Annotated in this window: 24 protein-coding genes and 2 tRNA genes; 6 read left to right on the top strand and 20 right to left on the bottom strand. The window is 43.1% G+C overall.

Features of this window, described 5'->3' with window-relative positions; translation table 11 throughout:
• Nucleotide 1: 1 nt before the first annotated feature.
• The 5 genes from Q4519_RS19920 to mutY form a co-directional block, all read right to left on the bottom strand.
• Nucleotides 2-77: transfer RNA gene (locus tag Q4519_RS19920), tRNA-Thr, on the bottom strand.
• Nucleotides 78-131: 54 nt separating this feature from the next.
• Nucleotides 132-207: transfer RNA gene (locus Q4519_RS19915), tRNA-Phe, on the bottom strand.
• A 152-nt stretch (nucleotides 208-359) separates the two neighbouring features.
• The gene (gene mltC, locus Q4519_RS19910; RefSeq protein ID WP_282561176.1) at nucleotides 360-1,496 is read right to left on the bottom strand and encodes a membrane-bound lytic murein transglycosylase MltC; all 1,137 of its coding nucleotides are present in this window, start codon (nucleotides 1,494-1,496) and stop codon (nucleotides 360-362) included.
• Nucleotides 1,497-1,505: 9 nt separating this feature from the next.
• The gene (locus Q4519_RS19905; protein ID WP_232803394.1) at nucleotides 1,506-1,778 is read right to left on the bottom strand and encodes an oxidative damage protection protein; all 273 of its coding nucleotides are present in this window, start codon (nucleotides 1,776-1,778) and stop codon (nucleotides 1,506-1,508) included.
• Nucleotides 1,779-1,780: 2 nt separating this feature from the next.
• Nucleotides 1,781-2,851, bottom strand: a complete 1,071-nt coding sequence (gene mutY, locus Q4519_RS19900) for an A/G-specific adenine glycosylase (RefSeq protein WP_303515374.1) — start codon at nucleotides 2,849-2,851, stop codon at nucleotides 1,781-1,783.
• 182 nt (nucleotides 2,852-3,033) lie between these two features.
• Here mutY and trmB point away from each other — a divergent pair, with 182 nt between their 5' ends.
• Both trmB and Q4519_RS19890 read left to right on the top strand, forming a co-directional pair.
• Nucleotides 3,034-3,750 carry a tRNA (guanosine(46)-N7)-methyltransferase TrmB gene (trmB, locus tag Q4519_RS19895; RefSeq protein WP_303515373.1) on the top strand — a complete coding sequence of 239 codons (717 nt, stop codon included), beginning with the start codon at nucleotides 3,034-3,036 and terminating at the stop codon, nucleotides 3,748-3,750.
• A gap of 131 nt (nucleotides 3,751-3,881) precedes the next feature.
• Nucleotides 3,882-4,733 carry a thymidylate synthase gene (locus Q4519_RS19890; RefSeq protein WP_232803397.1) on the top strand — a complete coding sequence of 284 codons (852 nt, stop codon included), beginning with the start codon at nucleotides 3,882-3,884 and terminating at the stop codon, nucleotides 4,731-4,733.
• A 79-nt stretch (nucleotides 4,734-4,812) separates the two neighbouring features.
• Here Q4519_RS19890 and lgt read toward each other — a convergent pair whose 3' ends face one another.
• The 3 genes from lgt to rppH form a co-directional block, all read right to left on the bottom strand.
• Nucleotides 4,813-5,625 (bottom strand): prolipoprotein diacylglyceryl transferase, encoded by an 813-nt coding sequence (lgt, locus tag Q4519_RS19885; protein ID WP_303515372.1) that lies wholly within the window; start codon nucleotides 5,623-5,625, stop codon nucleotides 4,813-4,815.
• A gap of 113 nt (nucleotides 5,626-5,738) precedes the next feature.
• Nucleotides 5,739-8,006 carry a phosphoenolpyruvate--protein phosphotransferase gene (ptsP, locus tag Q4519_RS19880; protein WP_232803399.1) on the bottom strand — a complete coding sequence of 756 codons (2,268 nt, stop codon included), beginning with the start codon at nucleotides 8,004-8,006 and terminating at the stop codon, nucleotides 5,739-5,741.
• Nucleotides 8,007-8,035: 29 nt separating this feature from the next.
• Complete coding sequence (gene rppH / locus Q4519_RS19875; RefSeq protein ID WP_232803400.1) at nucleotides 8,036-8,590, bottom strand: RNA pyrophosphohydrolase; 555 nt, start codon at nucleotides 8,588-8,590, stop codon at nucleotides 8,036-8,038.
• 773 nt (nucleotides 8,591-9,363) lie between these two features.
• On the opposite strand from rppH, the gene mutH reads away from it, so the two are divergent.
• Complete coding sequence (gene mutH / locus Q4519_RS19870) at nucleotides 9,364-10,032, top strand: DNA mismatch repair endonuclease MutH (protein WP_232803401.1); 669 nt, start codon at nucleotides 9,364-9,366, stop codon at nucleotides 10,030-10,032.
• An 88-nt stretch (nucleotides 10,033-10,120) separates the two neighbouring features.
• A complete protein-coding gene (locus Q4519_RS19865; protein ID WP_232803402.1) occupies nucleotides 10,121-10,444 on the top strand; it encodes an isoamylase early set domain-containing protein in 324 nt (107 codons plus the stop codon).
• 92 nt (nucleotides 10,445-10,536) lie between these two features.
• On the opposite strand, the gene rplS is transcribed toward Q4519_RS19865, so the two are convergent.
• From rplS to ffh, 5 genes are all read right to left on the bottom strand, one after another.
• Nucleotides 10,537-10,890: a 50S ribosomal protein L19 gene (gene rplS / locus Q4519_RS19860; protein ID WP_232803403.1), complete on the bottom strand. Its 354-nt coding sequence runs from the start codon at nucleotides 10,888-10,890 to the stop codon at nucleotides 10,537-10,539.
• 39 nt (nucleotides 10,891-10,929) lie between these two features.
• Nucleotides 10,930-11,676, bottom strand: coding sequence for a tRNA (guanosine(37)-N1)-methyltransferase TrmD (gene trmD / locus Q4519_RS19855; RefSeq protein WP_232803404.1), 747 nt, complete (start codon nucleotides 11,674-11,676; stop codon nucleotides 10,930-10,932).
• A 21-nt stretch (nucleotides 11,677-11,697) separates the two neighbouring features.
• Complete coding sequence (gene rimM, locus Q4519_RS19850; RefSeq protein WP_232803405.1) at nucleotides 11,698-12,225, bottom strand: ribosome maturation factor RimM; 528 nt, start codon at nucleotides 12,223-12,225, stop codon at nucleotides 11,698-11,700.
• Nucleotides 12,226-12,249: 24 nt separating this feature from the next.
• Entirely contained in the window at nucleotides 12,250-12,498 is a 249-nt protein-coding gene (gene rpsP / locus Q4519_RS19845) for a 30S ribosomal protein S16 (protein ID WP_232803406.1), read from the bottom strand.
• A 222-nt stretch (nucleotides 12,499-12,720) separates the two neighbouring features.
• Complete coding sequence (gene ffh / locus Q4519_RS19840; protein ID WP_232803407.1) at nucleotides 12,721-14,097, bottom strand: signal recognition particle protein; 1,377 nt, start codon at nucleotides 14,095-14,097, stop codon at nucleotides 12,721-12,723.
• Between the two features lie 221 nt (nucleotides 14,098-14,318).
• On the opposite strand from ffh, the gene Q4519_RS19835 reads away from it, so the two are divergent.
• Entirely contained in the window at nucleotides 14,319-15,110 is a 792-nt protein-coding gene (locus Q4519_RS19835) for an inner membrane protein YpjD (protein ID WP_303515364.1), read from the top strand.
• Nucleotides 15,111-15,159: 49 nt separating this feature from the next.
• Nucleotides 15,160-16,434, top strand: coding sequence for an HlyC/CorC family transporter (locus Q4519_RS19830; RefSeq protein WP_232803409.1), 1,275 nt, complete (start codon nucleotides 15,160-15,162; stop codon nucleotides 16,432-16,434).
• 58 nt (nucleotides 16,435-16,492) lie between these two features.
• Here Q4519_RS19830 and luxS read toward each other — a convergent pair whose 3' ends face one another.
• The 7 genes from luxS to Q4519_RS19795 all read right to left on the bottom strand — a co-directional run bounded on the left by luxS (nucleotide 16,493) and on the right by Q4519_RS19795 (nucleotide 23,719).
• Entirely contained in the window at nucleotides 16,493-17,002 is a 510-nt protein-coding gene (gene luxS / locus Q4519_RS19825; RefSeq protein WP_232803410.1) for an S-ribosylhomocysteine lyase, read from the bottom strand.
• Between the two features lie 72 nt (nucleotides 17,003-17,074).
• A complete protein-coding gene (locus tag Q4519_RS19820; RefSeq protein WP_303515362.1) occupies nucleotides 17,075-17,698 on the bottom strand; it encodes a hypothetical protein in 624 nt (207 codons plus the stop codon).
• 97 nt (nucleotides 17,699-17,795) lie between these two features.
• Nucleotides 17,796-19,355, bottom strand: a complete 1,560-nt coding sequence (gene gshA / locus Q4519_RS19815) for a glutamate--cysteine ligase (protein ID WP_303515360.1) — start codon at nucleotides 19,353-19,355, stop codon at nucleotides 17,796-17,798.
• Between the two features lie 222 nt (nucleotides 19,356-19,577).
• A complete protein-coding gene (locus Q4519_RS19810) occupies nucleotides 19,578-20,015 on the bottom strand; it encodes a YqaA family protein (protein WP_232803413.1) in 438 nt (145 codons plus the stop codon).
• Between the two features lie 501 nt (nucleotides 20,016-20,516).
• Nucleotides 20,517-21,647: a sodium ion-translocating decarboxylase subunit beta gene (locus Q4519_RS19805; RefSeq protein ID WP_303515358.1), complete on the bottom strand. Its 1,131-nt coding sequence runs from the start codon at nucleotides 21,645-21,647 to the stop codon at nucleotides 20,517-20,519.
• 9 nt (nucleotides 21,648-21,656) lie between these two features.
• On the bottom strand, nucleotides 21,657-23,441 hold the full coding sequence (oadA, locus tag Q4519_RS19800; protein ID WP_232803415.1) for a sodium-extruding oxaloacetate decarboxylase subunit alpha: 1,785 nt from the start codon (nucleotides 23,439-23,441) through the stop codon (nucleotides 21,657-21,659).
• A gap of 38 nt (nucleotides 23,442-23,479) precedes the next feature.
• On the bottom strand, nucleotides 23,480-23,719 hold the full coding sequence (locus Q4519_RS19795) for an OadG family protein (protein WP_232803416.1): 240 nt from the start codon (nucleotides 23,717-23,719) through the stop codon (nucleotides 23,480-23,482).
• Nucleotides 23,720-24,397 lie beyond the last annotated feature (678 nt).

Raw genomic sequence — 24,397 nt, 5'->3', positions numbered from 1 at the left:
ATGGTGCCGACTACCGGAATCGAACTGGTGACCTACTGATTACAAGTCAGTTGCTCTACCTACTGAGCTAAGTCGGCACAACTTGATATTATGTTTTACATAACATGTTGTACACAGCACCAAGTTAAAAATGGTGCCCAGACGCGGAATTGAACCACGGACACGGGGATTTTCAATCCCCTGCTCTACCGACTGAGCTATCTGGGCGACGGAGCCGTATTAAATAGATTTTGCTTCCAACCGTCAACTGTTTTTTTCATTTTTAATACTAAGTTGAACTGTTTGCACAAGCTTTCACCAGTTCGATTCAAAAAGCAGCAGCTTTTGCCATTTAACTCAATAAACATAGTTAACGGTAATTAACTTCTACCTGAATAAAATGCTTTTTGCGCTTTATTTACTTTGTACAAATAGCGTCTAGACTCGGCTGATGGGTGGTCATTGGTCAAAGACTGATAGACTTGTGCACTTGAACGGCTATTAATTACATTCGGTGCTTGTTTTCGGTCAGAGTGAAACGTTTTTAACACATTCCCCGCACCGCCGTTGTACGCAGAGATAATAGCAAAGCGTAACGATTCTGGATCTGTGATCTCTTTTAAGTAACGTGTCTTTAAAATATGTAAATACGCGGTGCCAATATCTATGTTATTTTCCGGATCAAATAAATACTGCCTTGAAGGTTCGCCGTCACGCAATTTTATCTTCTCAAATACATCACGCCCCGCCGTTGATGGTACCACTTGCATCAAGCCATAAGCGTTAGCATGGGATACCGCATAAGGATTAAAGCTACTTTCGGTTTTCATTACCGCATAAATTAAGCTCTCATCAATGTCGTACTTCTGACTGTATTTTTTCACTAACTGCGCGTATTTATATTCACGAAGTGCTTGGTGATCTCGAACTAAATCAAAGCTGACCGACCACACCTCTCCCACTTGTCGATATTCGCGCACCACTTGAGTCGATAACAAATAATCGGCAAAACGATTAGCACGCCAACCCCATTGAATCGGTTGCCCTTCATGATCTTCAACTTGGCCATACAAAAATGGCTTACCGCCAACTGCATCGACTTCTTTGGCGGAAAAAATATCGACCGAAGCGGGATCATCAGGTGTAAGTAAAGTAGCCACTATCGCTTGGTGCAAATGCTCATTAGGCTGGTCTTTGGCAATGGTTTCTATGGTGATAACACCATTGTCGAAATCTATTTGCGCGCGACTTTGGTAGTTATCCGTGTACTTTACATAATGCTTGCTGCTGGCAAATATACTGTCACTTTGCCCCCAAGTAACATAAACGCGATCAGCAAAGTGATTAACTAGGCTCTCAAAGCCCTCTACGTCTTTGTCAGCGCTTTGTGGATTCTTCTGGTAATAATCCTGGCGCTGCGCCAAAAACTGCTCTAAATCGCTTTGCTCAGATTTTTGTTGATTGCTCGCACACGCTGCTAACAGCAGCGCGGGAACGAATAGAAGGGTTTTATTCAATGCTTTGGCCTATGGAGCAGGTGGCGTATAACCTTCAATGTCAACTTCTTGGCCTTCAAATAGGTATTTCACCATTTCCGCTTCAAGAAATTTACGATCTTCTAAATTCATTAAACTCAGTTTTTTCTCGTTGATCAGCATGGTTTGTTTCTTTTGCCATTCTGACCACGCTTCCTTGGAAATATTATCAAACACACGTTTGCCTACTTCACCGGGGATTAATTGAAAATCTAAGCCGGGTAATTCTTTTTTTAAACGGGCACATAAAACGGTTCTAGCCATGGTTATCCTCTAACATCTGAGACAAGTTGTAACGGCGTACTATCAAGCAACTTTTGCGTTGCCGCAGCCAAGCCAATAGTTTGGGGTTGGTTCAAGTTATACCAGAGAGCGCCATCAGCTTCCATCACCTGACGCGTATTCCATAAGGAAACATCCACCAGCACCGGCTGAATATCAAAATGGTAATGGCTAAAGGTATGACGAAACTCAGGCAGTAGCTGAGTTTCGTATCGCTCGGCCCCTAGTCTCGTCAAAATATCTTGCTGCTGCTGCTCGTCTTCAGCTTGCGGAAAACACCAAAGCGAGCCCCAAATTCCCGTTGGCGGGCGCTGCTCCAGCCATACTTGATTGCCGTCGCGGACAATAATCAGTCGCGCGCGCTTTATCGGCTGAGTTTTCTTTGGCTTAGAGTGAGGAAACGCAGTGGGTTGACCAAGAACGAGCGCCTTACAATCACTGGCAACAGGGCAAACATCACACTTTGGCTTACTGCGGGTACAAATGGTTGCGCCCATGTCCATCATGGCTTGATTAAACTGAGCCACCCCCTCTCTTGGGGTGCAAAGCTCACTTAGCTGCCATAAAATCGCTTCGACCGGCTTTTTTCCAGGCCAGCCCTCAATGGCTTGATGGCGCGCTAACGTGCGTTTCACATTACCATCTAAAATAGGATGGTATTGGTCAAGGGAAAGAGATAACACCGCACCTGCGGTGGAGCGACCTATGCCCGGCAAGGCGAGTACATCATCAAAATCACGCGGAAATTCACCGCCAAACTGATCGCGAATTTGCTGCGCCGCTTTATGTAAATTACGTGCACGAGCGTAATAACCTAAACCACTCCAATGATGCAGCACTTCATCTTGCGGCGCATTAGCAAGGGCAACCACATCGGGAAAGGATTGCATAAATTTCTGATAATAAGGGATCACAGTAGCGACTTGAGTTTGCTGCAACATAATTTCGGAAACCCAAACCGAATACGGCGTTTTAGCTAGCTGCCAAGGTAGGGTTTTACGTCCGTGTTGGTCATACCAAGTTAATATACGGTTGGCAAAGGCGACATTATCCACAAAACTGCTCTCTATTTTTCATTTGTGGGTAGCATAAACAAGCTGGTAAAGAGACTCCAGCAGTAATACTTGCCAAGCTTGCTAAACGAAGAGAAGTTTGGATAATGCGTGCAATTAAACCAAATCCCCCTTGCGTGCGTTAAGCTAATTTAACGAATGTGGACTATTTAAAGGTATTTGCCATGAGCGATAACGATAACAAACCTGAAGAACAACCTAAGCAAATGCGTCGAATTCGCAGTTTTGTTAAACGTGAAGGTCGTATGACCCAGCGCCAAAGCAATGCCAAAGAGCAATACTTGCCCACTATGGGCCTAACCTATGAAAAGAAGCTACTTGATTTAGACGCAGTGTTTGGCCGCCAAGCACCGCGCGTACTGGAAGTCGGCTTTGGCATGGGTAAGTCATTAGTAAAAATGGCAAAAAACAACCCAGACTACGATTATATTGGCATTGAAGTACACGGTCCGGGGGTTGGTGCTTGTTTAGCCGATGCTGCGGAAGCAGGTATTAACAACTTACGGGTATTTGAACACGACGCGGTTGAAGTGTTAGCGGATATGATCCCAGACAACTCATTGTCCACCTTTCAGCTTTATTTCCCTGATCCCTGGCACAAAGCACGCCATCATAAACGCCGCATTGTGCAGCCAGAATTTTTAGCCTGCATCCATCAAAAATTAGTGGCGGGTGGTATCATTCATATGGCAACCGATTGGGAAAACTATGCCGAGCACATGCTACTTGAGCTAACAGAAGCGCCGGGCTTTGAAAATACGTCTGACACCAACGATTACGTGCCACGCCCAGATTGGCGTCCACTGACTAAATTTGAAAGCCGCGGCCACCGTTTAGGTCATGGCGTGTGGGACTTGATCTTTAAGAAAGTGACGCTCTAGTCAAGCACCTCTTGCTGAATAGAGCATTACTCAGCAGAGCACTCAGGCCATCCTTGATTGCTTTGCAAAAAGCATCTTTGCCTGTAACAGCTAGGATGACGCTATTACAAAATATAAGAAGTTGAAATAAAATGAGACAATATTTGGAGTTATGCCAGCGTATCGTTGATGACGGCGTCTGGGTTGATAACAAACGCACGGGTAAGCGTTGTTTAACCGTGATCAATGCCGATTTAACTTATGATGTCGCAACAGGCGAGTTTCCACTGGTCACCACTCGCAAGAGTTTTTGGAAATCAGCCATTGCCGAATTACTCGGTTATATTCGAGGCTACGATAACGCAGCTGATTTTAGAAAAATTGGCACCAAAACGTGGGATGCCAATGCCAACGATAATCCTGATTGGCTGGCGAATCCCCATCGCAAAGGCCCCGACGATTGTGGCTTTATCTACGGAAAAGTGGCTCGCAATTTCCCTAAACCCGATGGTGGTAGCGTCGATTTACTACGTCAAATAGTGGATGATCTGAGCAATGGTATCGACAATCGCGGCGAGATATTCACCTTCTATCACCCCGGTGTATTTGATATGGGCTGTTTGCGCCCCTGCATGTACAGCCACCACTTTTCACTTCTAGGTGACACCTTGTACCTAAATAGCACACAACGCTCTTGTGATGTGCCGCTGGGGCTAAATTTCAACATGGTGCAAGTGTACTTCTTCTTAGCAATCATGGCGCAAATTACCGGTAAAAAAGCCGGACAGGCCTACCACAAAATTGTAAACGCCCATATTTATGAAGATCAGCTTGAATTAATGCGTGATGTACAGCTTAAACGCGAGCCATTGCCCGCGCCTAAGTTAATCATTAACCCTAAAATAAAAACGTTAGAAGATCTTGAAACTTGGGTTACCCTTGATGACTTTGCGGTAGAAGATTACCAACATCACGAAGCAATTAAGTACCCGTTCTCGGTATAAGCTAGCCACAAAAAAGGGAGTATCGCCATACTCCCTTTTATTACCTCAAATATCTCAATACTTCACATCAATAAAGTAATTAACTTGTTTTCAATTCAGGTTTAGTCGGCTGCTTATAAGCCCAAATCATAAATATAAGCCCAGCTATCATCATGGGTAGCGATAACAACTGCCCCATACTTAAACCTGCGGTTAACAAGCCTAAGTGCTCGTCTGGCTCACGGGCAAATTCAATAATAAAACGGAACGTGCCATAGCCAAGTAAAAACAAGCCAGAAATCGCGCCAAGAGGGCGCGGTTTACGCGAGTAGAAGTACAAAATAAAAAATAACACCACGCCTTCTAAAGCAAACTCATAAAGCTGCGACGGATGTCGTGGCAACGCACCTGCACCTGGAAATACCATGCCCCAAGGACTATCTGTGACACGCCCCCATAATTCACCATTAATAAAATTACCAAAACGGCCGGCACCAAGTCCAACAGGGATCAGCGGCGCAATAAAATCAGCAATGGTAAAAAATTTGCGATTAGTTTTTTTCGCAAACCAAAACATCGCCACAATAACACCTAATAAACCACCATGGAAAGACATCCCGCCCTCCCAAATTTTGAAGAGATAAAGCGGATTATCAAGAAATAGGCTAGTTTGATAAAACAGCACATAGCCCATACGGCCGCCTAAAATCACGCCTAGAAAGCCGTAAAATAAAACGTCACTGACCTCATCTTTAGTCCAGCCCGATCCTGGTTTCATGGCGCGACGGTTAGCCATCCACATAGCAAAAGCAAAACCAACCAGATACATCACCCCATACCAGCGTACAGCCAGCGGGCCAATACTAAATATGATAGGGTCTATTTGCGGGAAAGACCAAAACGTTTCAGACATAAGAGCGTGAACCTTGAATAATAAAAACAGCATTTTGCTATCAAATAGCTGTAATAACAAGGGAAGAGCGCCATTGTCATAACAAAATCACACGGCTAGCGCAGGAAAAAAATTTAACGCCCTGCTCGCACTAAGCCCCCAAGACCTTGGGCTTCGAGATATTGGGCAAACAAAGCCCGCACCTCTTTACCGGAATCCAGCTCATATGCCTGTCCTAACAAAGCTTGCAACTCTTTAACTGAAACATGGCGAATCACAAATTTAATCCGTGCAATATTGTAAGTATTCATACTGAGCTTGGTGTATCCCATCGCCATTAAAATCACTGCGCCTAACGGATCGCCAGCCAACTCACCACATAAACTCACTGGCACCTTATGTTGTTTAGCTTGGGCAATAATATGCTGCAAAGCTTGTAGTACTGCCGGGTGAAAACTATCAAAAATATTTGCGACACGAGGATTATTTCGATCAACAGCCAGTAGGTATTGGGTTAAATCGTTACTGCCTATCGACCAGAAATCGACTCGTTTCGCCAGTTGCGGCAAGATGTACAAGGCAGAGGGTACTTCTAACATCACGCCTAGTTTTGGTTTTCTTAAAATCTCACCTTGTGCCTCAGCTCGTTCTTTAATTTCATTCCATGCTTGATTAATTAAGCGGATCGAATCGTCAACTTCGCTAACCCCACTGATCATGGGCAGCATAATTTGTAAATTATTTAAGCCAATACTGGCACGAAGCATGGCCTTTATCTGCACCAAAAATATTTCCGGATGATCGAGAGTTAGACGAATTCCACGCCAACCTAGAAAAGGGTTTTCTTCAATAATAGGAAAATAAGGTAACTGCTTATCACCGCCCACATCCAGCGTGCGCATGGTGACTGGTTTTGCGGCATAAGTGTGTAAAATGCCACGGTAGCGCTCGGTTTGCTCTTGCTCGGTGGGAAAGCTCTCAGTGAGCATAAAAGGCACTTCAGTGCGATACAACCCCACACCATCAGCAAATTCATTTATGGCTATTTCGGTGTCAGCACTTAAACCCGCGTTTAACAACATCTCAATTTTAATGCCATCTCGAGTCACTGCTGGTGCTTCAAGACAATCTAGCATAATACTATCAAGCTGCTTTTCTTCCGCTAGCAACCCTTCGTATTCATTTTGTACCGCTTGCTCAGGCGAGACATATAATTCGCCACTGTAGCCATCAAGAATAAGCAGATTGTGGCTAAGCTTTTCAATCGGCACTGACATCCCCATTAAGGCCGGGATCCCCAAAGCGCGCGCTAAAATAGCAGCATGTGAGTTAGCAGAGCCTTTGACCGAAACGATGCCCTTTAGCTTTTCTTTCGGGACATTCGCCAACATAGTTGCGGTGACCTCTTCAGCCACTAAAATCAACTCATCGGCTATCAAAGCGGCAGGCTCAAGGCCAATCAAATGATTAATTAAACGTTGACAGACATCCTTGGTATCCGTCGCTCGCTCTCTTAAATAGGGGTCTGACATTGCCTTAAACTGTTGAATGTATCTAACAGCTACCTGCTTAACCGCCGCGGTGGCTTTTAGGCCAGTGCGAATTTCGCCTTTGATTTCGCCAGACAAACTCACTTCAGCGAGCATATGCTGGTAAATATCAAAAATGGCTAAGGCTTCTTTAGGTAATTGTCCCTTAAGGCGAAATGCGATGCCCTTGATTTCTTCGATACTCTGCTGCACCGCAGAGGTAAAGCGAACTAACTCACCATCAATATCTTGAGATGGTTCAATCTCTATCATATCAAGGGTAACTTGAGGCGTGATGACTTGGGCTTTCGCTATTGCTATACCAGGACTACCAGCAATACCTTTAATTGAGCGAATCGTTTTTCTCTGGGGATTGGGGGAGGAAAACATGCCTTTAGCTTGGGAGTGAGCAATCACATTGGCCAACTGTGCCGCGAGCGTAACAATAAACGACTCTTCATTTATGTCATATTCACGCGCGCATCTTTGTTGTACAACTAAAACGCCCAGCACTTTGCGCTGGTGAATAATAGGCGCGCCTAAAAAGGCGCGAAAATCGTCTTCTTGCACTTCAGGTAAGTATTTAAAACGAGGGTGAATTTGTACATCGGCTAAATTGAGCGGCTCTTCTTTTTGCCCCACCAACCCCACCACCCCTTCACTAAAATCAATGTGAGTATTACCTACCGCACTTGCGGCTAACCCATCTGTTGCGGCAAGAGTGAAGTGACTTAAAGAATCGTGAGCTAGATATACTGAGCAACAATCAACCTGCATCACCTGACGGATCTCGCTGACCAAAACCCCCATAGCATCCTCTAGAGAGTCAGCTAAATTAACATGCTCTACTATCTCTCTAAGTTGCGTTAACACATCACCTCCTACGGGGTATTAGTCATCGATTACTTGGCTGATTTTCGATATTTTTTAGTAAAACGTTTGCGTTTTTCTTTGCGTTTTTTGGGCTCAGCTTCAGGACGGTTAAAAGGCAATGCTGTCGGGCAAAACTCTTTCATCACTCGGCGATACACGTCCCGTTTAAATGACACAACTTGACGAACCGGATACCAATAACTAACCCAGCGCCAATCATCAAATTCAGGGTGCCCACAAGCACTTAAATTAACTTTGGATTCCTTTGCTTGTAGCGTCAATAAAAACCATTTTTGTTTTTGTCCGATACATACAGGTTTAGAATCCCATCTCACTAAACGTTTTGGTAACTTATATCTTAGCCAACTTCGACTTACAGCTAAGATTTTTACTTCATGTTTTTCCAGCCCTACCTCTTCGTAAAGCTCACGAAACATAGCTTGTTCGGCACTTTCACCTTCATTGACTCCACCTTGCGGAAACTGCCAAGAATGCTGTCCAAAACGCTTAGCCCACATTACCTGACCACTAGGGTTACAGATAATAATGCCTACATTTGGACGATAACCATCGGCATCAATCACTTATGCACCTATTGGGCTTGATCTCTAATACTTTAGATTCTTTCATATTCCCGCGATTGCAGCAAACAAGATACACGTTGACCCGTGCCAAACGTATAGCGGCTCACACTTTATGGATAACTTCAATACATAGCTTCACTTATACACACCAATCCGTCAACACACCACAAATTCATTTCAACTTCTTCACTAATTCTGTGCATAAGTCTGTTAAGAATTCGGTATTTTGTCTCGCACTATGTTTATTTAGTTTATCTTGGTTTGTATTAGCCGCTGACAAATAAAAAATAAATTACTAAAAAACAAACAGATAAAAAAACAAAAAACGTAAAAATCTAGAAAACTGGTTTTATAAACAGTGTTATAATAAATCCCTTCTATGTGTATAAAAACCAATGGACACATTTCGACCACCGACTAAGTTATTCACAAAATTTTGAAATAAATAGTCGATGATGTGCCATTTTTTCGTCCAACATCTCATTCAACAAGGCAGCAACAGTCAAATTGTGAATAAAATAGTCGTGGTTTTATAAGTTATCCAGAGTTTCTGTGGATAAACTTGTGTACGCAAACTTATATTTACAGTAAAACGCCAAAAAATAGTTTACTTGCTATAAGTCAAGCAAATAAAAAACATAAAAAAACAACAAAATCATAGAGATAGAAAATAGTCAGCGCATAAAAACTTAGCAAGCAAGATCGAACAAAAAAACAGCAAATGCAGCTCGGCTCGCAAAAAGGTATAATACTTTTTATTTGTCGACTTTATTATGGCGTCTTCTCCTCAATCTATTGAGCAACTCATGCAACGAGCCCAACAAATAGCAGGGCTCAATTTAGCGCAATTAGCAGCCAGCGCAGGTTGGCCACTACCAAAAGATTTACGCCGCGATAAAGGCTGGGTTGGCCAATTAATTGAGCATCACTTAGGTGCATTGGCTGGCTCGAAGCCTGAGCAAGACTTCCCTGAACTAGGGGTTGAGCTCAAAACAATTCCTATTAACGAGCATGGGCAGCCACTTGAAACTACATTTGTTTGCGTTGCTCCCCTTTTGAATATTGCAGGCTTGAGTTGGGCCAATAGCAATGTGAAAAATAAGCTTAGCTGTGTCCTTTGGATGCCAGTGGAAGGACGTAGAGAAATACCACTTGGCCAGCGCCGCGTCGGCTCCCCCTTGCTTTGGCAGCCCAGTCAACAAGAAGAGATGTTATTGCAACAAGATTGGGAAGAATTAATGGATCGCATTGCTCTTGGTGATATAGAGCAGATCACCGCTCGCCATGGCCAAGTATTACAACTACGACCTAAAGCCGCCAATGGTAAAGCACTTACGTCAGCAATAGGAAACAATGGGCAGCGGATCCAAACACGACCACGTGGATTCTATTTAAAGAAGGAGTTCACGTCACAAATTTTACAAAGTTACTTTTTAGTTTAATATTTACTTAACTAATGCCGTTAATAATCGTTATGATAAGATATTGTTATTTTTGTTATTAGTGATTGTTATACCTGAGGAGGTATCCATGCCCGTGAAGAAGCGCTTTCTAAAATCTAAGCCTCAAGTCAAAGTGACATTTGAAATAGAAAAAGAAACGGCAGCAGCAGCCGAACAAGTGTTTTTACTCGCTGAGTTCAATCAATGGCAACCCCTTGAATTGCAGAAGTTCAAAAATGGTAAGTTTAAGGCAACCATAGATATCCCTACTGACAATCAGGCTGAATTTGAATACAAATACAGATTCGTCAATTCTGATGGCTCTGAAGTGTTTGAAAATGATGTGCAAGCGGATGGTTATAAAAGAAATGAATTCGGCACGGACAATTCAGTGATTAGTGTACAAGTGTGACATCAACAAATCCATTGAAGCGCAACTTGATAAAGCAAAGATTACCAATTAACAAATGAAAAAAAGGCTCGCAATGCGAGCCTTTTTTAGTCTTACTTTTTACCAAGCTTCTCTTTGATACGAGCTGCTTTACCAGTACGACCGCGCATGTAGTAAAGCTTAGCTTGACGTACATCACCACGACGTTTAACTGTAATGCTATCTACAATTGGGCTATGAGTTTGGAATACACGCTCAACGCCTTCACCGTTAGAAATTTTACGAACAGTGAAAGAAGAGTGTAAGCCGCGGTTACGCTTAGCTAATACGAAACCTTCAAAAGCCTGAAGACGCTCTTTGTCGCCTTCTTTAACTTTAACTTGAACTACTACAGTGTCACCAGGTGCGAATGTAGGTAGATCTTTTTTTAACTGCTCGTCTTCGAGCTGTTTAATGATGTTGCTCATTTTAAAAACCTCTGCCTAGATAAACTGATACGATTGCTGTTACTCAGAGTCACTGATGTATTCAGCTAACAAGCGTGCTTGTTCGTCAGTCAGAGCTAGGTTGTTAATAAGTTCTGGTCTTCGTTCCCAGGTACGGCCTAATGACTGCGTTAGCCGCCATTGTCGGATTTTTTCGTGATTACCACTCAGTAATACCGGTGGCACCGCTAAATCTCCTAGCATCTCAGGACGGGTGTAATGTGGGCAATCCAATAATCCATCGGAAAATGAATCTTGCTCAGCTGATGCAGCATGACCTAAAACACCCGGTACAAAACGTACCACAGCATCAATTAAGGTCATGGCAGGCAATTCGCCGCCCGTTAACACATAATCACCTATCGACCACTCTTCATCGATTTCGGTTTGGATTATACGCTCATCTATCCCTTCGTAGCGGCCTGCCACTAAAATCAAACCTTGATTTTGTGCCAACTCTTTAACGCCACTTTGTTCTAGTTTTCGTCCTTGAGGTGAAAGGTAAATTACCTTCGCCTCGATCCCTGCTTGCTCCGCTGCGGCTTTTGCTGCATGAATGGCTTGGCGCAAAGGCTCAACCATCATCAACATACCAGGGCCACCACCATAAGGTCTGTCATCGACAGTTTTATGTTTATCTGTGGTGAAATCCCTTGGATTCCAACATTGGAATTCAAGCAGTTGCTGCTTCACAGCCCTACCTGTTACTCCGTGTTCTGTTATGGCCCGAAACATGTCCGGGAAGAGGCTAATGACCCCTAACCACATAGAATGACTCCTCGGAGTAACCTAGAATCCTGGATCCCAGTCTACTTCAATAAATTTGTTGGCAATATCCACTTGGATAATTACCTGCTGTTCAAGATACGGAATTAACCGTTCTTTTTTGCCAAAGGCATCTGTCGGGTTGGATTTAACAACAAGCACATCATTTGAGCCTGTTTCCATCATGTCAGCCACTACACCTAGGTCGTAACCTTGGGTCGTTTTTACCTGACATCCCATCAAATCACGCCAATAAACCCCATCATCAAGATCAGGAAGTTGGTCATCGCTAACCAAGATCTCTAATCCAACAAGGGCTTGAGCGTCTTCTCTAACGTCAAAACCTGCAACTTTTGCAATCCAAGTTTTACTATGGCGACGGTATTCAGTTACTTGAACTTCTTTTTGTCGCCCTTGGTATTCAACATGCCAAGGCTTGTAGTCAAAGACACCTTCGGGGTCGTCAGTATAGGAATGTATTTTTAGCCAGCCCTTAATACCGTATACGGCACCAAACTTACCAACAACAATCTGGTCTGCTTGTTCACTCACTAAATTTCCCCTATACCTAATTGATTAAGCAGCTTTTTGGCTGTCTTTAACCAGCTTAGCAACACGTGCGCTAAGCGTTGCGCCTTGAGACACCCAGTGCTCAATACGCTCGTTGTTTAAACGAAGCGGCTCTTCGCTACCGCGAGCAGTAGGGTTAAAGAAACCTACTTTCTCAATGTAACGACCAGTTGCTGCATTACGGCTGTCAGCTACTACAACCTGATAAAATGGACGCTTTTTTGCGCCGCCACGAGCTAAACGAATGGTAACCATATCGTCCTCATATATTTTGAAAAACTACTGAGCCTGAAAAAGTTTCAGACCCCCCACTTTGTAGAAAGCCGCAAAATTGTACTCTTATTCTCTATAAAAGCAACTGATTCCTTACCTGTTGAATGGCTATTTAACAGGTAAGGTCAAGCGGCAGACACAAAAAAAGGGAACTCGGTTCCCTTTTTTTGTGTCATGGCAACAGCCGTTCATAGCGCTAAGGGATTAAAATGGACCTTTGCCTTTCATCATGCCCGGCGGCATCATACCTTGCATGCGCCCCATCATTTTACGCATACCGCCCTTACCAGACATTTTTTTCATCATTTTTTGCATCTGCGTAAACTGTTTTAGCAACTTGTTTACTTCTTGAATAGATGTACCCGAGCCTGCAGCAATACGACGTTTACGCGAACCTTTGATGATTTCAGGGCGAGCACGCTCTCCCGGTGTCATGGAATTAATGATGGCTTCCATTTGCACCGTTAGCTTATCGTTCACTTGGTCTTTTACCGCGTCAGGAAGCTGCCCCATTCCCGGCAGTTTATCCATCATGCCCATCATGCCGCCCATGCTTTTCATTTGCACTAGCTGCTCGCGGAAGTCTTCTAAATCAAAACCTTTGCCTTTTTGTACTTTCTTAGCCAGTTTCGCCGCTTTGTCTTTATCAACTTTTTGCTCGATCTCTTCGATTAAAGACAGTACGTCGCCCATGCCTAAGATTCGAGAGGCAATACGATCGGGGTAGAAGGGCTCTAACGCATCAATTTTCTCGCCCATACCCATAAACTTAATCGGCTTACCGGTAATTTGACGAATAGAAAGTGCCGCACCACCACGGGCATCACCATCGGCCTTAGTCAAAATCACACCAGTTAATGGCAATGATTCATTAAAAGCTCGGGCAGTGTTCGCGGCATCTTGACCCGTCATAGCATCGACTACGAAGAGCGTTTCGACAGGATCAATCGCTTTATGCAGATCGATGATCTCGGTCATCATGCTTTCATCAACGTGTAAACGACCCGCTGTATCCACAATAACCACATCAATAAACTGCTTTTTCGCATGAGTAATTGCCGCGTTAGCAATATCAATCGGCTTTTGCGAAATATCACTTGGGAAAAACTCAACTTGCACTTCGCTTGCTAAGGTTTCCAACTGTTTGATTGCTGCTGGGCGGTATACGTCAGCACTAACCACCAGTACCGATTTTTTTTCACGCTCTTTTAAGAATTTAGCTAATTTAGCCACCGAAGTGGTTTTACCGGCACCTTGTAAACCCGCCATCAGTAAAATGGCCGGGGGCTGAGCAGCTAAATCAAGTTTTTCATTGGCGTCACCCATCGCAGCTTCAAGCTCAGACTGCACGATTTTAATAAATACTTGTCCAGGGCTTAAGCTTTTAGTGACTTCTTGACCTACCGCTCTTTCTTTAACCTTAGCGACAAATTCACGCACAACGGGCAGTGCCACGTCGGCTTCAAGTAGGGCCATTCTTACTTCACGTAAGGTATCTTTAATATTGTCTTCAGTTAATCGGCCACGACCACTGATATTTTTCAGTGAGCGCGACAGTCTGTCAGTCAGATTCTCAAACATGGTTTTCTCAACAAACTTATCTAATAAATTAGAAGGATTATACCCTTAAGTAACTTAATACAACACAGTATCAAGTGCCTTAGTTTTAACCAATCACCCCTTTTGCCTCACAAATGTTAGCCACAATAGGCGTTAAGTAACTGGATTATCCTTTGATTTGTTGGCTCAAGCTGAGCCCACAGGTTATACTGGCAGCTTAAATTAAAGGGTAAATTACGTTAATGGAAGTGATGTCTATTTTTGCTTTAGCACTTTACGCAATCGCGACTATCGCGTGCTTAAGTCGGTTATTGCACCATCAGGGCCCCAACAAGTTCTTAGTACTCGGCTGTGCTTATAGCGCCATCGCGCTGCAAGGAGCTTGGCTATACCAAGATATTTTTATTGCGTCAGGGCAAAACTTATCCTTAATCAACGTTGCCGCGCTGGTCAGCTTGATCGTTTGCTTAGTATTATCCAGCGCCGCACTTCGTATCCGAGTTTGGGTGATACTGCCTGTTGCTTACGGTTTTGCCATGGTCAATTTAGGCGCGGCTACTTTACTGCCCTCTAATTATATTACTCACCTTGAGAGCCGACCAGAGATAGTTGTGCATATAAGCATTGCCTTATTAGCTTATTCGACCTTGATGATCGCTGGTTTATTTGCGACTCAACTCGGTTATTTGGATTACCAGTTAAAACAAAAACGTAAACCCTTGTTTCATCCAGCCCTGCCGCCACTGATGACAGTAGAAAAGCAGCTTTTTCAACTAATATTGATTGGCACCATCTTGCTAAGCTTATCTCTCGCGACTGGTTTTATTTTTTTAGATGATATGTTTGCCCAAGGAAAGGCTCATAAGGCGATACTTTCTATTATTGCGTGGTTTTTATATGTGACTTTACTATGGGGTCATTATATTAAAGGCTGGCGCGGAAAACCTGTCATTTATGCCACGGTTATAGGTGCCTTTGTGCTTACCTTAGCCTATTTTGGCAGCCGTTTTGTCAAAGAAATAATCTTAACTTAAGCTGCTACTCAATTTTTAACCCATTTATTGACTACCAAGAGGATCCACATTGGATACCATATCGACCGAAGTACTGTTTGCCATTTTAGGTCTGTTGATCTTAATGTCAGCGTATTTTTCCAGTTCTGAAACCGGCATGATGGCGATAAATCGCTACCGACTGCGCCACCTTGTTAAACAGAATAATAAAAGTGCAATACGGGTCGAAAAGTTACTACAACGCCCTGACAAATTAATCGGCTTAATTCTCATTGGTAACAATTTAGTTAATATTTTAGCTTCTGCTATTGCCACCATCATAGGCCAACGACTATTTGGTGATGCAGGTATCGCCATCGCCACTGGCGCTTTGACCTTAGCCTTATTGATTTTTGCAGAAGTAACCCCCAAAACATTGGCGGCGTTATACCCCGAAAAAATAGCGTTTCCAAGCTCATTATTACTGCGTCCACTGCAGAAGATTTTCACCCCTGTGGTGTGGTTTGTTAACTTTTTATCTAATGGTTTACTCAAGCTGCTGCGCATAGACAGCGCCAATGGCGGTGATGATCATTTATCCCCAGATGAGCTACGCACTATCGTTCATGAAGCTGGCGCGATGATCCCTAAGCGCCACCAAGAGATGTTGCTAAGTATCTTAGATTTAGAGCAAGTTGCGGTAGAGGATATCATGATCCCACGCAGCGACATTGCCGGTATCGATATCAATGATGATTGGGAGCTGATTTTACGCCAGCTAACGCAGTCACCTCACACGCGAATTTTATTGTACCGTGACAATATCGATGATGCCGTTGGCTTTATTCATGCCAAAGATACCTTGCGTATGATGCTTAAAGAACAGCTCGATAAAACCACCCTACTGCGCAGTGTAAAAGAGCTGTACTTCATTCCAGAAGGCACCCCCTTGAACACTCAGTTACTCAAGTTTCAGCGCAGAAAACAGCGTATTGGCTTAGTAATAGACGAATATGGTGATATTCAAGGCTTAGTCACACTAGAGGATTTGCTCGAAGAAATAGTGGGAGATTTTACCACCAGCATCACGCCTGAAGTGTCAGAAGAAATTCATCAACAAGAAGATGGCAGCTTCTTGGTTGAGGGAGGTATCAGTATTCGTGATATAAACAAGGAAATGAACTGGCAATTCCCAACCGATGGGCCAAAAACCTTAAATGGTTTAATTCTGGAGTACCTAGAAGACATTCCTGCTCCCAATATCAGTGTACGTTTATTTGGTTATCCCATTGAAGTGGTCGAAGTTGAAAATAATATGGTCAAGTTGGTACGGATCATTCCTCACTTATACCAAGAGAATGAATAAAAAAACGGGCTAATATCCAATAGAATATTAGCCCGTTTTTAATAACTGGATTTACTTATTACAGCTTTTCAAGCAATTCTTTCGGCAGCGCCAATTCATCATTTTGGTTCACGCCAATACCACGCTCGATAATTGTTTTAGCAATCGCTTTTGCTTCATCTAGAGAGTGCATCACAAACGTGCCACATTGATATTCATTAAGCTCAGGGATTTCATCTTGGTTTTGTACAAGCAGCACATCTTGCATTGCTGCCAACCAGCTGTCGGCAACAGTTTGCTCAGATGGCGCGCCAATGAGGCTCATGTAGAAGCCAGTACGACATCCCATAGGAGAGACATCAATAATCTCTACCGTATCGCTGTTTAGATGCTGACGGATAAAACCGGCAAATAAGTGCTCTAAGGTGTGGATACCTTTCTCTGATAGTAGTTCTTCATTTGGTACACAAAAACGCAGGTCGAATACGGTAATCGTATCTTGCCCTGGTGTTTTCATGGTTTTAGCCACACGCACTGCGGGCGCATTCATTTTGGTATGGTCCACAGTGAAGCTATCTAATAATGGCATCTTGTTTCTCCTTCATAGTTATCGCGCTACTCTAACCAAAGCCGCCAGTAGGATCTAGTTGATTATTGGGTTTTAGCTAAAGAAAGTACGCCAAAACCAGCCAGAATTTAGGTCACCTTGACACTGCTTTAACTGCTGGGCATAGCGCTTCGCGCGTTGGTCCACTTTCTTTGACACCTTAATTAACCACGGTTTTTTGTTATAACTGCCTTTTTTATAGCCACCCCATCCCTCATGATAGTTAAGGTATTGGCGGTAAGCATCCCACTTAAACACACCATTAATTTTATGGGTCTTGGTGGTAAACCACCCCATAAAATCAATGGCATCAGCAAAATCATCCCGACTGGCCCAACTATTGCCCGTTTCACGAGTATAATCCTGCCAAGTTAAGGTTTTAGCCTGACTGTAGCCATAAGCACTACTGGCTCTTCCAATGGGGATAAACAGAAAGTATTCCATTGGTGGCGCAGCATCGTGTTTAAAACTACTTTCTTGATACATCATGGCCATTGGCACATGAATAGGCGTGCCCCATTTATCTTCCATATCTTTCGCAGCCGTGTACCAATTACGCTTTTCTTGGAATATTTCACATAAATTTTCGGGATTACGTGGTGGGGACGAGCTACATGCAGCCAATAAAGACACACAAACAAGCAGAAAAAAATATTTTGTATTTTTTAGTATTCCCATTGAACTCTTTGCCCCTATTGTTGCCTTACTAGTGCAAGAATTGTTTTTTTCATTGTTTTCAGGAGCCGTAAGGCTCCTGTTTTTTTATCTGCTGCTTTTAAGCCTTAGCGAAATATTGCTCAAGGAACTCATCAAACCCGACTTTGTCTGCTGACTCTATTGCTTGCTGCTTAGCCGTAGACTCCACTCTAAACTGGGTAAAGTCATCTTCATTCCAATATTGATAAGAGCCTGAGGCTAGCTCTTGCTTGTATTGATTCGATAATTTGATGGCAAATTCACCATTATCTATTTCTAATGATTTTAGTTCTTTCAATAGCTGCCCAGACAAGGTGAGTTCAGGGTCAGCAAAGCTTGGCGCCAACTCGGTTAAAGCGGCGCTAAATGATTGAGTGTTGTTATCGCGATCAAGCATTGCCGCCACTTCACGCCACTCAAGCATCAGTTTTTCACCCCACTGAGGTATGGTTAATTCTTCACGGCTAATTTCAAGAGTAATGCCTGGTTTTCGGCCCTCAAGAACCACCTTTGTAAAGTTACCTTTATATTCATTACAACGCGATGGATCAAATTCAGCCGACGGCTTAAGGGCGCACCAAGTGAGAAAAACATCTAAGAAATAAGACTGCAAAGGAGTGATACCCACTGCAGAGAAGGGATTAACATCCAGTGACCGCACTTCAATGTATTCTATACCACGCGCCGCCAGTGCATGACGCGGCTTTTCATTGGCAAACGTAACACGCTTAGGACGGATCGGCGCGTAAAGTTCATTCTCGATTTGCAGCATATTAGCGTTTAACTGCTTATATTGACCGTTTTCTTTCACGCCAATTTTTTCAAAAGCTAACGAATGTGCATTGACGGCTTTTTCGACCGAATGAAGATAAGAGTCAAGCGCATTATAACTCACACACAAATCAGCTTGACTGCTATTGGTATAGCCCAAATCACTCAAACGTAAAGACGTCGCATAAGGTAGATAAACCGTTCCTTTGCCAAGAGCTTCAAATGGTAAGCTGCTCTTTTTACCTTGTAAAAATGAACTACAAAGGGCTGGTGAAGCACCAAACAAATAAGGAATAACCCAGCCAAAACGGTAAAAATTACGCACTAAAGCCATATAGCCAGCTGAGGCTTTATCTTGCTCACTCATTCCTGGCGCTTGCTTTAATTGCCAAAACTGCTGCGGCAAAGAGAAGTTGTAATGCACACCGGAAATAATCTGCATCATACTGCCGTAACGATTTTTTAAGCCCTCGCGGTAAGTGGTTTTCATTTTACCGATATTAGAGGTGCCGTATTGCGCGAGCTCTATTTGGTCTTCATCTGCGCAGTAACAAGGCATGCTCATTGGCCAGAGTTGCTCTTGGCCCAAGTTTTTCACCGTGTAATGATGTATGTCTTGTAATTGTTCAAATAAGACCGAGGTTGAAGTGGATACTGGCGTAATAAATTCTAGTAAGCTCTCAGCAAAATCAGTGGTGATGGTCGAATGAGTTAATGCTTTACCTAATGACTCAGGGTGAGGTGTTTGCGCCAACTGCCCATTACTGGAAACGCGTAAACTTTCCCGCTCTATGCCTCGATTGATCCCAGTCAATGCACCAGGAGTAGCCTTTAACAGCTCAAGTTGTTCATTAAATTTTGAATTCAAGATAAAGCCTTAGTTTATGTCACACCAGTCTTATTCATAAGAGTAATAGTCGCTGGCGCCTAAACAAATAGAAGAGTCACATCATGTCACTCTGATTCACTTACAGCAAGCTGCAGAAAACACTTACCTAAACCGCTAACAGGTAAATGCGCATAATAATATATTTGCTACCGTATATTGGGGCAGTCACTTCATATTACAAGTTTTCGGCCATACTTTGGCTCAGATAAAACCTTGAGCAATCAAAGCAATAAATGAGTAACGCAACAGCTTACCAAGCAATAGTAATAAACCTGACCAGTAGCGATTTAATTTCAACCAGCCAGCCGCAAAACAAAAAATATCACCGAAAATAGGTAACCAGCTAAATAATAAACAATAAATACCATAACGTTGCATATAAATGATGACTTTCTGTTGCTTAATTTCTAAGTTCTTTTGATAACAGCGCGCTAACCAACCAAAATAGTAAGTGAGAAATCCACCCAATGTATTACCTATAGTTGCCACTGCGATCAAACTGTACACTGAATATTGTTCAGCCAAGATCATAGCAGTGAGTAATACTTCAGAGCCTGCAGGTAATAAGGTCGCAGCGATAAAGCTCAGACTAAACAAACCCCATAGTGACATTGTGTGCGTTAGCACAGTTTCGAACATTTTAATCAACCAAAAGAACAAGTGGCGCCAGTTTATCAAATTTGTTCGTTAATCTAAGCTTAAGCGAGGCGAAGGAATCGATTTTTAACGTAAAGTCCGATCAAAGGTTGCCAACTCAGACGATGCTATCACCCCTAATGCAATGTTTTTTGATATAAATAGAGCAGATGTGGCAACTCAAACGTAAGCTAAACAACGACAAATTATGCACCCAAGGAGCGCTACAATGGCGAGAATGTTTTTAATCCCCCTGGTTATCTCATTACTTTGGCTGGGTTTTCTGCATTACCATGGTTTATCAATTAAGCAAGGTGCGAAAGGTTTTTACTGGATAGCTGGCCTGTCTGCCTTTTTAATAGGCTTTTTTACTTTAATGCTTCATTTAACACGAACATAAATAACAAGCTAAAAACCGGCCTTAACCAACGAGAACTAAGCGGGGGGCAATAAAAAAGGTGGCCAAGCCACCTTTTATTAAATGCTTATCTGATTAAACAAAGATCAACCAACCAAAGCCAGTAACACACCAGCGGCGACAGCACTACCGAGTACGCCAGCCACGTTAGGGCCCATAGCATGCATCAGTAAGAAGTTTTGTGGGTTAGCTTCTAGGCCCACTTTATTCACCACTCGCGCCGCCATTGGCACCGCTGATACACCCGCAGCCCCTAATAATGGGTTAATCTTACCGCCCGACATTCGGCTCATTAGTTTCGCCATCAATACACCCGAAGCAGTACCAATAGAGAAAGCAACCGCTCCAAGCACCAAAATACCTAATGTTTCTAGGGTTAAGAAATATTTGGCTGATAACTTAGATCCAACAGCCAAGCCGAGGAAAATAGTTACCGCATTAATAATTTCATTTTGCGCCGCATTGCTTAAACGATCTACAACGCCAGATTCACGCATCAGATTACCTAAACAGAACATGCCCACAAGCGGCGTTGCTGCTGGTAATAACAAGATACAAGCAAACAGCACCAATAGCGGAAATAAAATTTTCTCACGCTTGCTTACTGGGCGTAACTGCTCCATCTGAATAGCACGCTCTTTCTCAGAGGTTAAAGCACGCATGATAGGCGGTTGAATCAAAGGAACTAGCGCCATGTAAGAATATGCCGCTACCGCAATCGCACCTAACAAGTGAGGGGCAAGCTTGGACGCGAGGAATATCGCCGTTGGGCCATCCGCACCACCAATAATGGCGATAGCGGAAGCGTCTTGCATGGAGAACTCAAAACCAGGGATAGCGTTCAGTAAAATCGCACCAAACAGGGTAGCAAAAATACCAAATTGCGCTGCCGCACCCAAAAATAACATTTTCGGGTTAGCGATTAGCGCACCAAAGTCTGTCATCGCGCCCACACCCATAAAGATAAGTAACGGGAATACACCCGTTTCAATACCAATATGGTAGATGTAGTAAAGTATGCCACCTTCATCGGTAAAACCGGCATTGGGAATATTGGCTAAAATAGCGCCAAAGCCAATCGGCAATAATAACAATGGTTCAAACTTACGCACTATCGCTAAGTAAAGTAATAAAGCACCCACCGCCATCATTACGAGCTGTTTCCACTCGAAATGGTAGATACCGGTATCGTGCCAAAGGGTTAATAAACCTTCCACTGGAACTCCTTATGCCAGCGCTAGCAGGGCATCGCCAACTGCAACTGAATCGCCTTCACGAACATGAATCGCTTGTACCGTACCTGATCGAACCGCTCTGATTTCAGTTTCCATCTTCATCGCTTCCATAATCAACAGTACGTCACCTTCACTCACTTGCTCACCTTGTTGCACTAACACTTTAAAAATAGTGCCTGATAATGGCGAGGTAATATCTTCTGCTGGACCATTTGCAGCAACAGGCGCGGCAGCAGCTGAATCAACAGCAACTGGTGCCCCACCCACTGGCGTGATGGTTTCAATACTACCCGCAGGGCCCACTTCAACATTAAATACCTGACCATCCACTTTAACCGCGTAGGTTTCAGCTTCAGTACGCGGCGCAGCCGCAGGCTTCATATCATCGGCACTTGGCACTGGCTCAAATGCGTCAGGATTATTACGATTCTCTAAAAACTTAAGGCCTACTTGTGGGAATAACGCGTAAATAAGCGCATCATCCACTTCGTTTTCAGCAACCTTAATACCTTTCTCTTTTGCTTTGCCTAAGAACTCAGCAGTTAATGCTGCTAACTCTGGCTCAAGTAAATCAGCAGGGCGACAAGTAATGACTTCCTCGCCTTCTAATACACGCTGTTGTAGTTCGGTATTAACTGCAGCAGGCGTAGCGCCGTACTCACCCTTAAGTACACCCGCGGTTTCCTTAGTGATGTTTTTGTAGCGTTCACCCATTAGTACGTTAATCACAGCTTGGGTGCCAACAATTTGCGATGTAGGAGTAACAAGGGGAATAAAGCCAAGATCTTCACGTACACGTGGAATTTCTTTTAATACTTCATCTAAACGATCGCCCGCGCCTTGCTCTTTAAGCTGACTTTCCATGTTTGTTAGCATGCCACCCGGCACTTGAGCTATCAAAATACGTGAATCAACACCTTTCAGAGCACCTTCAAACTTCACGTATTTTTTGCGTACTTCACGGAAGTAAGAAGCAATATCTTCGAGAGCATGTAGGTCTAAGCCAGTATCTCGCTCGGTACCTTCTACAATAGAGACAATGGTTTCCGTTGGTGAATGACCGTAAGTCATACTCATTGAAGAAATAGCCGTATCAAGAATATCAATACCACTATCAATGGCTTTTTGCTGAGTCGCAATACTTAAACCGGTCGTAGCATGACAGTGTAAGGCTAACGGTAGATCGACAGTTTCTTTAATGCGAGTAACCAACTCCTCGGCAACATAAGGCTTAAGCAGGCCAGCCATATCTTTAATACAGATAGAGTGAGCGCCCATGTCTTGTAAGCGTTTCGCCATATCTACCCAAGTATCCACTGTGTGTACTGGGCTAGTTGTGTAAGAAATAGTACCTTGTGCATGGGCGCCAACATTAACAGCAGCTTTTACTGCAGTTTGGAAGTTGCGCACATCATTCATCGCATCAAAGATACGAAACACATCAACACCATTGGTATGAGCTCGCTCAACGAATTTTTCTACAACATCATCAGCATAGTGGCGGTAACCTAACAGGTTTTGCCCACGTAACAGCATTTGATGCTTAGTGTTAGGCATCGCTTGTTTTAGCTTACGAATGCGCTCCCAAGGATCTTCACCCAAATAACGGATACAGGCGTCAAATGTTGCGCCGCCCCAAGTCTCTAGAGACCAAAAGCCCATTTTATCGAGTTTCTCTGCAATCGGTAGCATATCTTCGATCCGCATACGCGTCGCAAACAGCGACTGGTGTGCGTCGCGCAATACCACTTCAGTTATAGCGAGAGGCTTAGACATGACGTTGTGCTCCTTTAAAAAGTTTTCTTAGAACCAAGTTACTTATTTTCACGGTACTGTTGTACCGCACTTGTGATGGCTGCTATTAATTTTGGATTCAATGTTGCTGGCTGAGGTTGTGCCGTTGGCTTTTTTGCTGCTACAGGCGCGGATTCAACGGGACAAAGTTTAGCCATTTGTTGAACAACAATAACTAATAGGCCAAGAAACAAAAACACTGAAATCATGCCGACCAGCATCAAGTTCCCTGCTTCTAATAACAGTTCAGTAATATCCATAATTTATTACGTCCATTCGGGCCTAAATAATAATTCGTAAGCATTATTACCTAGACCTTAAAAAAGTCAAACTCACAATGAATAAATATTCACTAATAAGTCGTTTTTATATTTTTATTATATTGAGTTAGCCATCAGATTCCTTAGCGGAGACATTCTTTGACGAGCTATCTTTGAGACATTGATAACTAATGAGGTTGAGCTATCTGTAAAAAAACAACATTTGTTGGTGAAAAAGCCAACAAGTACGATTTTTCAAAAGCCACTAAGTCTACTTATTTTACTTAATTATAAAACCCCTGTGAGATCTAAATATCTCAAATTAGGCAAGTACAACTAAAAATTACAACCAATTAAAAATATAACACTAATAAAAAACTAAAAAACAGTTTAATAAGTTGAATGCGTAAACATTTCAGGATGTTCACATTCGATCATTTTTGGTCGACCGTTACACTAGCATTTATAAATATTTTCAAAATGAATAAAAATGAATAAATACCACAAAAACTCAACATTCAGGCAAATAGATTGCAACAAAAAATTAACAGAACAAAAAGCTTATTTGGGAACGGAAATGTATAGTGGAGAAGTCTAAGAGGAAAGTGGCGCGCATGGAAGGAGTCGAACCTCCGACCGCCTGGTTCGTAGCCAGGTACTCTATCCAGCTGAGCTACA

Source organism: Motilimonas sp. 1_MG-2023 (genome assembly GCF_030547455.1).
GTDB lineage: Bacteria > Pseudomonadota > Gammaproteobacteria > Enterobacterales > CBDFNC01 > Motilimonas.
Note: the sequence above shows the minus strand (reverse complement) of the source record. Positions and strands in the feature narration are given on the sequence as shown.